The organism is Helicobacter sp. 23-1045, assembly GCF_053654655.1.
This window is the reverse complement of the sequence record NZ_JBSIUR010000008.1, coordinates 53331-68698: the sequence shown is the minus strand read 5'-3', so window position 1 is coordinate 68698 and position 15368 is coordinate 53331. Positions and strand designations below refer to the sequence as shown.

16 protein-coding genes are annotated in these 15368 nt (G+C 41.0%); 7 read left to right on the top strand and 9 right to left on the bottom strand.

Annotated features, from left to right (window positions below; all coding sequences use genetic code 11):
- Nucleotide 1: 1 nt before the first annotated feature.
- Genes ACWIUE_RS08710 through ACWIUE_RS08680 form a run of 7 tightly spaced genes read right to left on the bottom strand, consistent with a single transcriptional unit; the run spans nt 2 to nt 8591 of the window.
- Nucleotides 2-1228 (bottom strand): type II secretion system F family protein, encoded by a 1227-nt coding sequence (locus tag ACWIUE_RS08710; protein WP_454136339.1) that lies wholly within the window; start codon nt 1226-1228, stop codon nt 2-4.
- Nucleotides 1225-2985 carry a GspE/PulE family protein gene (locus tag ACWIUE_RS08705; protein ID WP_454136338.1) on the bottom strand — a complete coding sequence of 587 codons (1761 nt, stop codon included), beginning with the start codon at nt 2983-2985 and terminating at the stop codon, nt 1225-1227. The genes ACWIUE_RS08710 and ACWIUE_RS08705 overlap by 4 nt, the downstream gene beginning before the upstream one ends.
- Nucleotides 2985-4022, bottom strand: a complete 1038-nt coding sequence (locus ACWIUE_RS08700) for a tetratricopeptide repeat protein (protein WP_454136337.1) — start codon at nt 4020-4022, stop codon at nt 2985-2987. The genes ACWIUE_RS08705 and ACWIUE_RS08700 overlap by 1 nt, the downstream gene beginning before the upstream one ends.
- A 9-nt stretch (nt 4023-4031) precedes the next feature.
- Complete coding sequence (mshL, locus tag ACWIUE_RS08695; RefSeq protein WP_454136336.1) at nt 4032-5657, bottom strand: pilus (MSHA type) biogenesis protein MshL; 1626 nt, start codon at nt 5655-5657, stop codon at nt 4032-4034.
- A gap of 11 nt (nt 5658-5668) precedes the next feature.
- Nucleotides 5669-6214, bottom strand: coding sequence for a hypothetical protein (locus tag ACWIUE_RS08690; protein ID WP_454136335.1), 546 nt, complete (start codon nt 6212-6214; stop codon nt 5669-5671).
- Nucleotides 6211-6849, bottom strand: a complete 639-nt coding sequence (locus tag ACWIUE_RS08685; protein WP_454136334.1) for a hypothetical protein — start codon at nt 6847-6849, stop codon at nt 6211-6213. Before ACWIUE_RS08685 ends, ACWIUE_RS08690 begins: the two co-directional genes overlap by 4 nt.
- Nucleotides 6846-8591 carry a hypothetical protein gene (locus tag ACWIUE_RS08680; RefSeq protein ID WP_454136333.1) on the bottom strand — a complete coding sequence of 582 codons (1746 nt, stop codon included), beginning with the start codon at nt 8589-8591 and terminating at the stop codon, nt 6846-6848. The genes ACWIUE_RS08685 and ACWIUE_RS08680 overlap by 4 nt, the downstream gene beginning before the upstream one ends.
- A 188-nt stretch (nt 8592-8779) precedes the next feature.
- Here ACWIUE_RS08680 and ACWIUE_RS08675 point away from each other — a divergent pair, with 188 nt between their 5' ends.
- The 5 genes from ACWIUE_RS08675 to ACWIUE_RS08655 are packed head-to-tail and all read left to right on the top strand — an operon-like array spanning nt 8780 to nt 13151.
- Entirely contained in the window at nt 8780-9592 is an 813-nt protein-coding gene (locus ACWIUE_RS08675; RefSeq protein WP_454136332.1) for a hypothetical protein, read from the top strand.
- Between the two features lie 10 nt (nt 9593-9602).
- Entirely contained in the window at nt 9603-10562 is a 960-nt protein-coding gene (locus ACWIUE_RS08670) for a type II secretion system protein (protein ID WP_454136331.1), read from the top strand.
- Nucleotides 10535-11656: a hypothetical protein gene (locus ACWIUE_RS08665; RefSeq protein WP_454136330.1), complete on the top strand. Its 1122-nt coding sequence runs from the start codon at nt 10535-10537 to the stop codon at nt 11654-11656. The genes ACWIUE_RS08670 and ACWIUE_RS08665 overlap by 28 nt, the downstream gene beginning before the upstream one ends.
- A gap of 14 nt (nt 11657-11670) precedes the next feature.
- On the top strand, nt 11671-12720 hold the full coding sequence (locus ACWIUE_RS08660) for a type IV pilus twitching motility protein PilT (protein ID WP_454136329.1): 1050 nt from the start codon (nt 11671-11673) through the stop codon (nt 12718-12720).
- Nucleotides 12717-13151 carry a hypothetical protein gene (locus ACWIUE_RS08655; RefSeq protein WP_454136328.1) on the top strand — a complete coding sequence of 145 codons (435 nt, stop codon included), beginning with the start codon at nt 12717-12719 and terminating at the stop codon, nt 13149-13151. Before ACWIUE_RS08660 ends, ACWIUE_RS08655 begins: the two co-directional genes overlap by 4 nt.
- A 213-nt stretch (nt 13152-13364) precedes the next feature.
- On the opposite strand, the gene ACWIUE_RS08650 is transcribed toward ACWIUE_RS08655, so the two are convergent.
- Entirely contained in the window at nt 13365-13502 is a 138-nt protein-coding gene (locus ACWIUE_RS08650; protein WP_454136327.1) for a hypothetical protein, read from the bottom strand.
- Nucleotides 13503-13602: 100 nt separating this feature from the next.
- Here ACWIUE_RS08650 and ACWIUE_RS08645 point away from each other — a divergent pair, with 100 nt between their 5' ends.
- Both ACWIUE_RS08645 and ACWIUE_RS08640 read left to right on the top strand, forming a co-directional pair.
- A complete protein-coding gene (locus ACWIUE_RS08645) occupies nt 13603-13791 on the top strand; it encodes a hypothetical protein (protein WP_454136326.1) in 189 nt (62 codons plus the stop codon).
- A gap of 15 nt (nt 13792-13806) precedes the next feature.
- Complete coding sequence (locus tag ACWIUE_RS08640) at nt 13807-14196, top strand: ankyrin repeat domain-containing protein (RefSeq protein ID WP_454136325.1); 390 nt, start codon at nt 13807-13809, stop codon at nt 14194-14196.
- A 260-nt stretch (nt 14197-14456) separates the two neighbouring features.
- Here ACWIUE_RS08640 and bioB read toward each other — a convergent pair whose 3' ends face one another.
- Nucleotides 14457-15320: a biotin synthase BioB gene (gene bioB, locus ACWIUE_RS08635; protein ID WP_454136324.1), complete on the bottom strand. Its 864-nt coding sequence runs from the start codon at nt 15318-15320 to the stop codon at nt 14457-14459.
- Nucleotides 15321-15368: the final 48 nt, after the last annotated feature.

Sequence of the window (15368 nt, the reverse complement as noted above, 5' to 3'; positions counted from 1 at the left end):
TTTACGCGCCTTTTGCAGCTGCTCCAAGTCCCCACATCGGCAAGAAAATCCCAAGCGCAAGTAGCAACACCAAACACGCCAAAAAGAAAGTCATTATCGGCTCAATATACGCCGATAAGTTATCCAAAATGTAGTCATATTTGATTTTGTAATACTCCGCCACGCTTGCTAGCATTTTATCTAGCTCACCGCTCTGCTCTCCCGTATTTACCATTTGAATACTCATCGGGTCAAAGTATTTCGTCTCAGTGAGCGCATCTGTGAGCGTTACACCCCGCTGAATCGCGCGATTTACGGTGATTAGATTGCTTTTCATATAGTCGTTGCCTAAAAGTGTGGCAGATGATTCTAATCCCTCTTCTAGCGCAATCCCCGCTTTTAAAAGCAAAGATAAAGTCGTGGCGTATTGCGTGATATTGGATAAAAATACGATTCTGCCTATCAGCTTTACTTTTAAAATATTCTTATCAAAGGCGTATTTGAACTTCTCACTGCGCTTGTAGCGGTTCATAATCAAAATAATCACCCCCGCAATGCAAAACGCCACCAAAATCCCATAATTTGTCAGCACCTCTTCAATACCGATGAGAATCTTCGTAGGCAGTGGCAAGTCGCTCCCAAGCTCGTTAAATATATCCTTAAACTGCGGGATAACAAGCAAGCACAACGCCACAAACGCCACGCTCATCGCCACCATAACGATTATTGGATAGCGCATCGCTTTTTTGAACTTCGCACGATTATCGCGGAGCTCTTCTAGGTTTTTTACTAGCATATCCAAAGATTCTGCGAGATTACCCGTCTTTTCGCCCAAAGAAATCATCGAAATTGGCAATCCGCCGATGACAAGCTTATGGTCCATAAATGAATCCGTTAGCGTCCGCCCGCTATTTACGCCTGTAAGCACTTCATCAAAAATGCCTACGAGCTTGTCATTATTCGTGTATTTTACCAAATCCTCCAAAGTCGATTGAATCGAAATCCCCGCATTTAGCATAAAGCTCATCTGCTTAAATGCCGCGATTAAGTCATCATAGCGAATCGCCTTATCCTTCGTCATATCCGCATATAGCTTCAAATATGCCGGCGGGTTAGCTTCAACTGCGGAGATGGGTTTTAGATTATGCTTATTTCTAGCAAGCTCAAATGCCGCATCTGCCGTCATCGCTTTGATTGTCATCTCAACTTTTCTGCCGTTTTTCTTTGCTTTTACTTTAAAAAATTTCATAGTTTTGCCACCCTATACACTTCATCTAAACTCGTCCTACCCTCCAACGCCTTTGCTAGTGCGTCCTCAAACATCGTAACAAAGCCATCTTTTCTAGCCTCTGCCAAAAGCTCATCTTTTGTCGCATTTGCCGAGATAAGTCGCCGCATACCTTCTGTGCCAAGCACAACCTCCGAAATAACCTCCCTGCCTGAATACCCCTGCATACCGCACTTTGAGCATCCGTGCGATTTGTAGAAGTGGTAATCCTCCGGTATCAAATTTTTGATTTGATTTAGCATTTTTTCAGGTGGCTCTACTTCATATCGGCATTCTGGGCAAAGTTTGCGCACAAGTCTTTGCGCCTGTAATCCGCACATTGTCGAGCCGATGAAAAATGATTCAACGCCCATATCTAGCAAACGCGCAACACCGCTAATGGCGTCATTTGTGTGAAGTGTCGCTAACACCAAATGCCCCGTGAGTGCGGCTTGCAAAGCGATTTGCAAAGTCTCTTTATCTCGAATCTCACCTACCATTATGATATCTGGGTCTTGTCGCAGAATCGAGCGAAGCCCCGCAGCAAATGTCATACCCGCGCGCTCATTTACCATCACCTGCTGAATCATATCCATTTGATACTCCACAGGGTCCTCAACCGTGATGATTTTGTGTGTGACGCTTTTGATGGCATTTAGCGCGGCGTAAAGAGTTGTCGTTTTCCCGCTACCTGTGGGTCCTGTAACTAGCACAATGCCATTTGGCTGTTTAATCGCCTCATTAAATCTATCGAAATTTAGCTCACTAATCCCCAAATCCTCCAAGCGCACGAGCACTTTGCTCTTATCCAAAATCCTAATAACGATTGATTCACCTGTGATAATTGGCAAAGTTGAGATACGAAAATCATAAGGTTTATTTAAAATAATATCGCTGTAACGCCCATCTTGCGGTTTTCTCCGCTCGGCGATGTCCATATTTGCCATTAGCTTGATTCGCGAAGCAAGTGGCGCAAACATATCTTTATCAAACTTAAATGCTTCTCTCATCACGCCATCCACGCGGATTCGCACCAAAGTGCTTTTTTCAGTCCCTTCGATGTGAATATCGCTTGTCTTTTGCTTAATCGCGGTTTCAAAAATCACATAGACAAGCTTTGTAATCGAGCTTTGATTCACATCATCGGCGAGTAAAATATTTTGCGAATCGCCGCTAATTTCTTCGCGGATTTTTTTAACGAGCAATTTTACAGAATCGTGCAACGAAATGCGAATCACAATCCCCACAATCTGCTCTTTTTTAGCAATGCAAAATGCTACCTTTTTGCCACGAATGGAGCGCGACATCGCGTCCCGTGCTTGAATGTCAAATGGGTCTGCCAACACCACCTTTACTTCGCCACCGCTCTCGCTTAACGGGAAGCTCAAATACCGCTCAATAATCGCAAACGGCACTGAATCTGCCACTTCGGGATTAAACTCAATCGCGTCTAAATCCACATACTCCATATTTAGCATTCTTGAAAGCAACTTCAAAATATTCTCTTCGCTATTTGGAAAGTCCTCCAAAATGGAGATTAGATTTAGCTCGCGCCGTTTGCAAAGCTCGACAAAAAATCCAAGTAATTTCGTCTCTTCTAAATATCCTAAATCCACTAAGATTCGGACGATTTTTTTGCGGCGGACTTGCTTTTTTTGCTCTTCTAGTGCTTTGTTTAATTGCTCATTTGTGATTAAACCAGCGGAGATTAGTCTATCTCCAATTCTCACTTTTGCCACTAGATGATGCCTTGTCGCATTTTGTTTAGCACATCAAGTGCGTCTTTGGCGTTCGTGCTTGAAGTGTAGCGGTCTAAAACGGAGATTGCCTGCTCTTTTTTGCCACTTAAATAAAGCGACTTTGCATAAATTATCCAACTTTCGCTTTTTTGCTTACCACGCGAATCGGCATTTGACGCGTTGAGCGCCCATTTTATGCTGTTTTCATAGTCTTTAATCTCGTAGTAATATCGCGCAACTTCAATGGCGGTTTTGTAGTCTTTGTTGTTACGAAAATCTACCTTTTTAAATTCGATGGTTTGCTCTTTTGTGATACTTTGCGAAGTGATGAGTAGTGGCTTTTTGGGTTTAGATTCTGCGATTTTGGGCGCGATTTGTGGCGTAGATTCTGCGCTATTTATCGGTTTATCAAATACGCGCACTTCTTCAACGCTCGTCTTTGGTATTTGCCTTTTGGCGGGGGTGGCGATATTTTGATATTTGTAAAATCCCGTATCGACAAACATATTTACATCTACGATTTGACTATATTTATCACTAATATTTACCCAACCATTTTGCGTTTTCGCCCAACTGCTATTGCTTTCACTCGCGCAAAAAATGGCATCCATTGGATAATAACCAAGTGGCGTGGATTTTACAGAGGCATTTTGCCTTGCGGTGAGTTTATCTACGATGACTTGCCTGCAAATAAATTCTATTTTGTCTTTGTCTTGCGTGAGCGCAGAATCTGTGGTAGATTCTGCGATATTTTTGGTGGATTCTGCGACTTTATTAGATTCTGCGAAATTCGCAGAATCTGTGGCAGAATCTATGACTTTCGCAGAATCTAGCGGTATTTTTGGCGCAGAATCTACGCTTTTTACTAGATTCTGCGGATTTTGGGCAATGCGATATTTTTTATCAAAAACTTGCATTTTGATAAAAAATGTAAGAAGCGCGATGAATGCCACAAGCAAGGCGACAAATAGATAAAATATCGCCCTTTTATATTTGTATGCTTTCCAGCGACCCTCTAACTCTACAACTTTTTTCATCCAAAAATCTTAATCCTCGCTGACAACTTCTTCGATATTTGCCTTGACATCGCCTGTTTTGATGATTTCATTCACATTTTCGCTATATCCCAAATCCTGTAAGCTTGGATTGTCATTTCGCTTAACAATATGCGGAGTGATGACAATAACCATCTCGGTGGTTTCTTCTGACAAAGTATCATAAGAGAACAAATATTTTAGAATTGGGATATATCCAAGTCCTAAAATCGGCACTCTGCTTTTTGTATTTGTCGCACTTTTATTTATCAAACCGCCAATTACGATTTTATCGCCATCTTTTGCGCGGATGAGCGATGAAAGCTGACTTGCACTTAGGTTTGGTGGCTCTTTTAATGCAGTGGTTTCATTTTCCACCATAGCGTCTTTTGTCTTTGTAATGCTTGGATTGATTTTTAACATAATGTATTCGCCCTGAATGGATGGCGTGATATCTAGCAAAACGCCAGCAAACACACTTGGATAATCCTCGTCGGTTGTAGTTGATGAAGTCCCGCTAGTCGCAGTTAAATATGATGAAGTTTTCTTATAGCGCAAAATGCTTCCTACGCTAATTAAGGCAGGTTGATTACTTAGCGTTAGCACCTTTGGATTTGAAACAGAGCGCACCGTGCCATAAGTCGTCAAAAACTCTATAACACGATTAAGCGAAAAGCCAGATGAAAAGAATTTAAGCGTCCCAAGAGAAAATGCTGGATTGCCGGCAAGCTCGCCTTGCTGTTGATTTGGCACCATAAAATTAGCTGTGTTATAAAGCTGATTCCAATCCACGCCAACGGTGTTGCCATTATTATGTGTAACTGTCAAAATATTTACATCGATTAGCACTTGATTTTGAAGCTGTGCCTCTAAATCTTTGATATATTTTCTAGCGCGTTCAATTTGCTTAATCGTCCCTGTGACGCTAACAAATCCTGCTGCTTTATTCACCACAACTGCTTGTCCTTGGATACCTGCACTTGTATTTGCCTTTTTGACATTATTATCTGCGGTAGCACCATCATTTTCATTGCCCTCGCCCTCCAAACTCGCTGGTTTATTTGGGCGATACTCATCGCCGGGGCGGAATGTGATTTCAAAAATCTCTTTTTCTATTTTATCCCAAAAGTTATAATCATCAGTGGATTTTATCTTCGTCCCACTAACGCTATCTGCCGTCCCGCTTTCACTACTGCCACCGCTAGAAGTTCCACTACTGCCACTGCTACTACCGCTTGAAGTGCCCTGTGATAGTGTGATATCCGTGCTACTTTCGCCCGTCCTAGCAGTGCCAATATAGTTAATCCTAAAAGTCTCAGTCATAAGATATGAAATCCGCAGAATCTTACCATCAAACTCGTAATTTAAATCGTGCTCCGTTAGCAATAAATCAAAGATTTTCTCCAAGGGCCACTCAACGACATTCAACGCAGGAGCAGAATCTGCCAATTTATTCTTCGCGGCATCATCACGCATAATCATACTATAACCGCACTCATTTGATAGTTGCACTAAAAGTTCGCCTATCGTAGTCCCATCCGTAGCACCAGAATAAAAACTAAATGTTTTATCCTCGCACACGCCACCTGCTTTTAACAAACCTAAAAACACCAATGATACAAAAATATACTTTTTCATCCTAATCCTACCTACTTATCGTTAAATTTGCTTACTATGATTTCGACTTTCTTTGGCATTACTGCTAAATTCACATCATCAAGTCCCTTAATCCGCGCATCCGCAACGCGCAAAGTCACCTTATCTTTATCGATTTTGATAACCTTCCACCCTACGATTTCATCGCATATTTGCTTGCCACTTTCCACTTTACACTCCTTCACCCATTTGTCATTGATGTGGGCAACATATCGCTGTTTTTCCGCAGAACCCATCGCAGAATCTGGTGCCACAACAATGCTCTTAACTTTTAGTGTAAGCACATCTTGTGCCAACTGAACTTTTTTCGCCTCTCGCTCTGCCATATCCTCCGGCTGACGATAAACATACACAAATGGGTCATCTACATTCCCCCCATTATCTTGGAAAAACTGCTCTCTCTCAAATCCCACAATATCATCTTTCAACTTAATATCCGGGTCTGCTGGCGCGATAGTCGCCTGTGCTTCTGGTGCTTTTGCCTCATTTGCCATAAGCACAAATACAGCGATAAATGATAATAGCACTGCCTTCATCATACACCTCCTTTAAAATTGCGTATCAAAATGCTGAAATTAAGGCGATTATCCTTGCTTTCGATGATTATACTATCAAGCGAGACAAACTGCCCGAAAGTCTCTAACCAATCGATATATTCTAAAATTTTATTATATCTGCCATAACCATACAGCACAAAGTTAGAATGCGTCATCCCGCCAAGGCTGATATTATCTTGAAACTCAATATCCGTGGCATTTACGACAAGTCCTAGTTCGGTTGCCTTTTTACTCGCCTCATCAAATGTGAGAAACCAATCTCTACTGCTATCAAACACATCATTTAGCAGTCCATTTAGTCGCTTCAAAGTGCCTTGTGCTTGGGTTATTTGCTCATTTGTGCTACTTATTTGCTGCTCTAATGCTAAAAATCCGCCACTATCCATTGAGTTTATATAATCTCGTTCCTCTGCTACTTTGGTGCTAATATCGTTATGCGAGTATTCATATCCAGCGCGATATTCACTTGCCATATCATACACGCCAAAATACAACGCCGCTGCTATTGCCGCACCGACAATTAACCCAAATAATGCCCGTTCGGATGAGTTCTTATCCGCTAGATAATCATCTAATTTATCTAGTTGTTCGTAAAATTGTGTTTGCAGTTGATTCATCGCACCACCACCTTAACTATTGAATTTAAACGCTGACTAACCCTCTTTTCCAAATCGGGATTTATGCTAAAATCATATTTTGCACTGATTGATTCAACTTCAAGCGTTTCAGTCGCAGAATCTAGCGCAGATTCTGCGGTATTTGCGACATTTTTAGCGACATTTGCAATCTTTTGTGCGGGGGTTTGCTCTGCTTTATTTGGCGCAGTGTCCCTAGATTCTGCGAATCTTTGCACTTTTGTGGTTTTTACACTTTTATAAATCTTTTGATTATTTAGATTTAAGATAAAGTCCGAAATGTCTTTTTGCGTTTTGGCAAAGAGATTTAGCTCGACAATCAACTGCTGATTATTATTCGCAATCGCCGTGTATTTCACAATATCTACCTTACTATTTTTGGCGACTTTCAAAATATCATCTACGACTTTTGACTTTTGGATATATCCCACTTGCCAAGTGTGAATATCGCTCATATTTCCACGCACATCGGCAATCTCTTTGTCAATGCCTGTTTTTGTTTGGCGCAAAGAGTCAATTTGCGTTTTTAGCTGTCCTTCCCTACCGCGATATTCCTCCGCTTGTGGGTGTAAAACGCTATCATATTCACTTTGCAATGTATCGCCTCTAAAACTTAAAAATGCGCCCATTCCCAAATTATACACAGGATACGCAAGTGAAAGCACGAAAATCCCCGCCACAATCATCACAAACTGCCCGCATTCTCTTTGAGAAAGTGGCTTTGGACGCTTGGCATACGAGAAGTTTGGCAGTTTTGATTGCGGGTCGTTGATGTATAAGTCCGCATAGTGCATTGCAATGCTTGCTATCGCGTGCTCGCCCCTTTGCACATCGGTAAATGCGAGTTGATTAAATGGTTGCACATCAATCAAAAATGAATCTTTGAAAAACTGCAAGTAAGCATTATCATACTCCGAACTCATCCCAAAATACATTGTGTGCGGGTCTAAATCCTGATAAACTCGCTTAATATACAAAATATTTTCCTCAATGTCTCTGCTGATTTTATCTAGCATTGAGTCGATTGATGCTTTGTGCTCGGCGGATTCCTGTGAGTTGCCAGAGATGAAGTTTTCAAACTCGGTTGTGCTAAGTTCTAGCGAAGTTTCTTGATTAAACTCCACGCGGAGGCGGTGCATATTGCAACCTATTGTTTTTACATAAATCGGTTCGCCCTTGCTATAAAAGGCAAAAATCCCGCTATTTGCCCCTACAAATACAAAAATATGATTATCCGCCACATCTAACTTGCCCTTTTTATAAAGCACAAGTGGCAAAAACGGCGAAGCGGTGATAACATCAATAAACTGCGACTTTGCGACTAAATCATCATAAGTTTTCTCTAACTGCCCCGCATCGATGGCATAAACATCATAATTCCAATGGTCTGCGTCAAAACTCGTCTCAATCTTAAAATACGATATTTCATAACTCGCATCCGTGGGGATATTTAGTTGCTTATAAGTATTTTCGATGATGAAGTCGTCTATGTCGTTTTCATCCGTATCTTTTGGCACTTCGATATTTGTTTTGAGTAACAAATCAAAATTTAGCAAAGTGGCAATTCTAGCACTTGGCGTGATTGCCTTTGTAAATTGCGAAATTTTCCCGCCCTGCGATGTAAAAGATATTTTCGAATCGCAGTTATAATACAGCAAATTTGCCGTTTTCTGCTTTATGCTCTTTTTTCCTGAACTAAACAGCGATGATATATTAAACTTCATTTTTATCCCTTGCTGACAAAATATTTTATCAAATCGGTATTATCGTTTCAATATTTATAAAAATTTGAAATTTTAGCAGTAAGTTTATAAATTTTTGTATATTATTTTTAAAAATCTACGATTTAAGATAAAATATTTTGAATTGTGGTAAGATTTTATTTATTTTTGATTTACGAAAGGAAAAGGAAATGCAAAAATTACAAGATTCTGCGCTAGATTCTGCGAAAATCGCAGAATCTACGATAAAACACAGCGCAAGAACCGCATTTACGATGATTGAGCTCATTTTCTCCATCGTCATTGTCGGTTTTATCATCCTCTCCATCCCGCTAATCGTCCGCCAAAGTAGCGCAAATACGATGATGTCGCAAAATGTCATCGGTTATTACAACGCGCTAACGCTTATGGAGACGATAAAATCCAAACCTTGGGATAAAGAAAATGTCGATGATTTTCAAAATTCTGGCGTGTATTATATCCTAAACACGGGCAACACAGCGACAGATTGCAAACAAGTCGCCGTTGAAAAATTCATAAACGGCGTAAAAACAAATGTCACCGAAAATATTATGACAAAAAAGGGACTTGCAAACGCAAATAAACGCCGTATGTGCGACCCAAATACGAAAGTCGCGTCTTTTATCTTGCCAAACTTTAAGGATTTAAACTCCATTAACGACTTTCACACTTATGAGATAAAAGTCAAAGGTGGCAGCGAGCGGGACAAAAATGGCAATGTTACAAATCTAAATAATGAGATTTTTGCACTAAGGACGGAGGTTGCGTATAAAGATTTTGGTGGTGGGGACGGCAATAGCGCGAATGCTGCATATAAAATCATAAATCCTCGCTTTACTCGCAGCGATATTAAGGAAATCAAAATCGAGTTAAGACGCATCGACCCAAATGGTGGCAATGAACTCTCCGCCGTATTTACATATTATGCGACAAATATCGGCACGGATATCCCGCTAATCAAAGACAACACGCAGAATCCATAAAGGGGGAGAGATGAAAAATTTTAATAAATTCGCAGAATCTACCACAAAAAGAAGTGCCTTTACAATGCTAGAACTCGTCTTTGTCATCGCAATCGTAGGACTTGTCTCTGTCGCAGGTGGCAAGGCAATCGTGCAGATTCTCACAAACTACACTTTGCAAAAGGAATTCGCTAGAATTGAGTTAGATTCTGCGTCTGCCATCCGCCAAATTTCAAGTTATTTGCAAAATTCTATTTGGGATTCGATTGCCATTCAGGGAAATAACGCCTATACTTCAATGCCCTTTGTAAATAACGCCGAACAGGGCAAAATCGGCATCGAGCACGGCACGAGATTATACTTCATCGAAAAAAATAAGAACATCGAGCAGGGATATTTTGATGGTAATCGAAGACTAAATTTGCCGTTATTTAGCGGATTTGTCGATGTGGAAAAGAGCGGTTGCAAAATGAATAATGGGAAAATCGAGGGTTGCAACATAATTTATAGTCAAAGCTCAACGGATAATATGCGAAGTTTCATAAACAGCGATAAAATCGCGCTGTATTTCCCATTTGTCAATGTCGGGACGAATAGTTATGTGGGGAATAAATATTACGCACAAAAAGTAACGGACAACACCGCGATTTTCCCCATTCGCGGATTTAGCTACAACAATAAAGACAAGCAGGAAGTTATGGAACTTTTTAGCGTCCCAAAACAAATAGGCGATGTGGCGATTATTGTAAATCAACTGCCAAGTTTCATCACCATCGAAAATGGCGCAAATCAAAATTATGAAAAAGGCGACTTGACAATCACCCAAAGCGTCCAAACGACTAAAACCACGCTCATCGCCAAGCGCGTCTCAAATCTCCACATTTGGACGGAGGCGAGTTCTAGTCTCATTCGCATTCGCATTTGCTTTGAACCAAGCGTGGTAAAAAGCGTTATGGATGAATTTTGCAAAGAGGGGATAATAATGCAATGAAAAAGGTAAATGATATGAAAGAAAATCGCATAGATTTACACATAAAAAATCATCCGTGCGAAGCACCCAAAACTCGCCCGCTTCGTGGTGCAAAAAATCGGGAGCAAACGAGCAGTAGTGCGAGTGCCGATTTTTTGCTAGAAGCGGATAAGCGAGGCACTCCCCCTAAAAGCGAAAAAGCGGCTGCTTTTTGGCGCGTAGGGGGAGCGGGGCGGGGGGTGCAGCCCTTTTTGCGAAAAGAAACTAGCGAATCAAATGCTAAAAATGGCGCAGATTCTGCGATTCAAGCTAAAAACGCAGAATCTACTTCACTTCGTCATTGCGAGGCACGAAGTGCCGAAGCAATCCAAAAAAATAATATGGATTGCCACGATTTTGCTACGCAAAATCTCGCAATGACGGAGAGCAATGCAGATTCTGCGAATCGCACGAATTTCGCAGAATCTAACATAAAAAACAACTCAGATTCTGCGAATTTCGCAGAATCAAATGCGCGCAGAATCTCGCAAATACACGCAAGAGGCAATCGCGCCGCCTTTGGTATGATTTTTGCGATAATCTTAACCATCATCGTCGCCGGACTTGGCATTTTGGGACTTAAATTTAGCGCAAAAACGCTAAACACCACGACAAATGAATACATTGCCATTCAGTTAGATTTATATCTAAACTCCACTGCGGAGTTAGCGATTTTATATGCGCAACGAAATGGATTTATTTGCGTGGAGGGCGCAGATTGCGATTTAGGACCAAATAATATTTCAGGGCAAACCGCCGGCAGAAATAAACGGCAAAACCCCGCCGACCCGATTGAAAAATATATCGAATACGGCGCAAATGGCGAGTATAAATTCAACTTCAAAATGACGCCATTTGATAATTATGACGAGTATGACGCAAGAGTGTATATGCAAAGCGCAGACCTTATTTCGTGCAAGGCGGATGTGCAAAAACCAGAAAATGCAAATAAGCGATGCTACGAAATACAAGAGGAAACCAAAAACGCCTTTTTGCTTGACATTTCAGGTAGCGTCACAAATCCAATCACAAATCAAACTTTGCGCGTTACCAAACGGCAAATCATTAAACCTTAAAAATGGAGTAGAAAATGGAAGAAACGAACTTAAATTACGACATCAGTATGCTATTAAGAACCACCGTAAAGCACAACGCAAGCGACTTGCATTTAGTCGCACGGAGCGAACCGCAAATCCGAATCGATGGCATTTTGGTAAAGCTGAATCTCCCCGTGCTAGACAAAAAGGACATCGACAAACTTTGCTATTCACTTCTAACCGACAAGCAAAAAAAGACGCTTGAAGAAGAGAGAGAGCTAGACTTCTCAATCGAGTTAGAGGATGTGGGGCGATTTAGGGTGAATTACTATTACACGATGGGGAGCGTGGCAGCGGCGTTTAGAACGATTGTCACCAAAATCCCGACACTTGATAGCATAAACGCACCGCAGATTTTAAAGCAGCTAGTTACCCGCCGAAAGGGATTGATACTCGTTACAGGACCCACAGGTAGCGGGAAAACCACCACCGTTGCCGCGATGATAAATGAAATCAACCAAAATGAAAAAAAGCACATTTTGTGTATCGAAGACCCCATCGAATATGTCCATAAAGGCATAAACTGCCTTTTTTCATACCGCAATTTAGGCGAGGATACAAAGTCATTTCAACGCGCACTAAAATCCGCACTACGCGAAGACCCAGACATCATATTCATCGGCGAGATGAGAAATATTGAAACGATGGAAATCGCCCTTGAAGCCGCCGAAACGGGGCATTTGGTGATTGCCACACTTCACACAAACTCCGCAGCGCAAACGATAAACCGCCTTGTAAGCTCATTTGAAGGCTCAAAGCAAGACCAAGTGCGAAGCCAAGTGGCAATCACAATCGAGGGCATTTTATCACAAATCTTGCTCCCACGCGTAGATGGCGGACGCGTAGCGGCAAATGAAATTCTAATCGGCACGCCCGCGATTCGCAACCTAATCCGCGAAAACAAAATCCACCAAATCAACTCACAAATGATGATAGGGCAAACGCTAACCGAGATGAAAACAATGGCACAAAGCCTAAATGAGCTTTATGGCAACCGCATAATCTCAAAAGAGGAATACGACATCGCAAGCGCCACGCTGTGAGTTTTTGCGGGTTTTGTGAATTTTATAAGTTTTATGAGCTTTGCGGGGAGATTCTGCGCTTTTTGCGTGAAATTCTACAAAAACGCAGAATCTACGCTAATATTGTCATTCTCGCGCGAAGTGTAACGAAGCGAAGAATCTCAAAGATTTTGATAAATTTATTTGATTCACGCGAATCTAGCGCGTTTATTTTTTCGTCATTGCGAGAAGTCGCGCTTTTAGAGCGACTTCGTGGCAATCCAAAAAAATCTCGAATTCTCCCCATCCCTTGCGGAGGGGGATTAAGGGGGTGGGTTAAATCCCGTCATTGCGAGGCGCGTAAGCGAAGCGAAAGCAACGAAGCAATCCACGAATCAAATGCGAATCCACTACACCATCATTGCGAGGAAGTGCGAAGCACTGACAAAGCAATCTATTTTAGCGAATCTTGAATATTGCGTGAATCGCTTACTTTGTGTGAATCTAAACGCAATAATTTATTGAGTTGATTTTGGGATATTGATTTTTATTTTTGATTAAATGTGCGTGATTTGGATTGCTTCGGCAACAATTCGCCTCGCAATGACGGCGTGAGGGTAGATTCTGCGATTTTGTGTTAGATTCTGCGATTTTGTGTATTCGAATCGAAATCTGCTTTTATTTTGTCATTCCGAGCGTAGCGAAGTAATCAAATGACAAATTGGCGCACTAGATTCTGCGCTTTCACACGATTCGCAGAATCTAATCGCCATAAATCGCAGAATCTGCGTTAAAATCGTTACAATTCTACTTATTTTTTGCAAAATCTACATAAAAATCAAAAAAATAATTATTTTTTAAGAAAACTTTAAGGGGGGGGGCAGTTATAATCGCTGTTTTTAATTAAAATTTAAGGGAGAAAATATGGCAACTTCACTTTATTTATTGCGTCTGTTAAATAACCATAATACACCGCAAAATAAACGCAGTGAAATTAAAAATATCGAGCAAAAATGCCGTGAATCTAAGCATAGAGTTGCGTTTTATGAAGTGGATATTAAAGATGGCGGATTTATGAGAGAAGCATTAGAAAATTCTAATGGGATATATTGAGTGAAAGGATAGAGTATGTATTTAAATAATGAATTATTAGAATTTGCCAAAAGTGGCAATTTAAGTGGTGTCAAACAATGCCTAGCAAATGGAGCGAATATTAACTTTGCAGATGAGCAAAACAATACAGCTATAATGTATGCCTCTATGAATGGGCATTTGGAAGTGGTAAAATTTTTATTAGAAATCCCCACTGCTAAAATTTCTATTAAAAATAATGACGGCAAAATGGCTATTGATTTCTCAAAAACTAATGAAATAAAACAATGTATCCGCAAATCGATGATTGACGTAATAGTAGAACAGACAGAAAGAATAGTAAAAGCAGCAATTCATGAAGGCGATAAAGAGGCAATGGCAATTTTAAACAAAATGGGGAGACCTGATTTTTGGCATTTTATTTAACTTAAAATTTAGATTGAGATACAAAAATCAAAAGGCAAGATTTGTGTAAAATTTTGTTTGATTAGAAACAATCCACATTTAAAGTTAGATTCTACGATTTTTTATATTCGAATCGAAATCTGCTTTTATTTTGTCATTCCGAGCGAAGCGAAGCAATCAAATGACAAATTGGCGCACTAGATTCTGCGCTTTTTAGTTTTTTCACACTAGATTCTGCGATTTCGCACGATTCACGCGAATCTAGCGCGATTTCGCAGAATCTAACTCACGCATTTTCTGTCATTTATCAAATGCCCGATTTTTAGATTGTAGCGCTCAATCATCGCCAAATCTTTGCGCGGAGCTTCGCCGCTCGTGGTTAGATAATCGCCAAGCACGATAGCGTCAATGCCGTATTTGAAAATCTCGCGCTGATTTGCCCCAAAGACGACTTCTCTCCCGCCTGCAAGCATTAAAATCGAATCGCGCAACATTTCTCGCGCCATTATAATCGTCTCAATCGCCTCATCGCGCGACATAACGGCGTTTGGCAAGGCGGGATTTGGCAAAGATGATTTAATGGGTATATAAAAATTTATCGGGCTTGAATGCGGATTTAGGCTTTTTAGGGCGGATAGAAGCTCGATTCGCTGCGCCACGCTCTCGCCTAATCCATAAATCCCGCCACTGCATAGTTTTAGCCCCGCGCTTAACGCATTTTCACAAGTCTCAAAGCGCGATTCAAAGCTGTGCGTGGTGCAAATGCGCGAAAAATTGCTCTGCGCGATCTCTAAGTTGTGATTGTAGCTATCCACGCCGTTTTGCTTTAAATGCAATAGCGAATCCCTATCCGCAATCCCGCAACACGCAATTAGTAGCATTTTTGGCAACTTTGCCTTTATCGTGTGCGCCAAATCCGCGACATATTCGCATTTTTTGCTATCCAAACCACGCCCCGAAGTTACCAAGCAAAAGCCACTTGCGCCGAATTTTGCCAAATTTTGCGCTTCGCTTAAAACCTGCTCTTTTGGCTTATAAATCTGTGCGTTTTTGCCATACTTTATGCTTTGATTGCAATATGCGCAATCCTCCGCACACGCGCCGTTAAAAACATTGCTAATAGAACATAAAAAGACTTTTTTCATTGCGATTTTCCTTTATTTTTATGCGAATCTTACGCAAAATTCACGCCA

Bases quoted from the DNA above. Each gene is read 5' to 3' on its own strand.
- ACWIUE_RS08710 (WP_454136339.1), bottom strand. From the start codon at position 1,228: ATGAAATTTTTTAAAGTAAAAGCAAAGAAAAACGGCAGAAAAGTTGAG.
- ACWIUE_RS08700 (WP_454136337.1), bottom strand. From the start codon at position 4,022: ATGAAAAAAGTTGTAGAGTTAGAGGGTCGCTGGAAAGCATACAAATAT.
- mshL (WP_454136336.1), bottom strand. From the start codon at position 5,657: ATGAAAAAGTATATTTTTGTATCATTGGTGTTTTTAGGTTTGTTAAAA.
- ACWIUE_RS08690 (WP_454136335.1), bottom strand. From the start codon at position 6,214: ATGATGAAGGCAGTGCTATTATCATTTATCGCTGTATTTGTGCTTATG.
- ACWIUE_RS08685 (WP_454136334.1), bottom strand. From the start codon at position 6,849: ATGAATCAACTGCAAACACAATTTTACGAACAACTAGATAAATTAGAT.
- ACWIUE_RS08680 (WP_454136333.1), bottom strand. From the start codon at position 8,591: ATGAAGTTTAATATATCATCGCTGTTTAGTTCAGGAAAAAAGAGCATA.
- ACWIUE_RS08675 (WP_454136332.1), top strand. From the start codon at position 8,780: ATGCAAAAATTACAAGATTCTGCGCTAGATTCTGCGAAAATCGCAGAA.
- ACWIUE_RS08670 (WP_454136331.1), top strand. From the start codon at position 9,603: ATGAAAAATTTTAATAAATTCGCAGAATCTACCACAAAAAGAAGTGCC.
- ACWIUE_RS08660 (WP_454136329.1), top strand. From the start codon at position 11,671: ATGGAAGAAACGAACTTAAATTACGACATCAGTATGCTATTAAGAACC.
- ACWIUE_RS08645 (WP_454136326.1), top strand. From the start codon at position 13,603: ATGGCAACTTCACTTTATTTATTGCGTCTGTTAAATAACCATAATACA.
- ACWIUE_RS08640 (WP_454136325.1), top strand. From the start codon at position 13,807: ATGTATTTAAATAATGAATTATTAGAATTTGCCAAAAGTGGCAATTTA.
- bioB (WP_454136324.1), bottom strand. From the start codon at position 15,320: ATGAAAAAAGTCTTTTTATGTTCTATTAGCAATGTTTTTAACGGCGCG.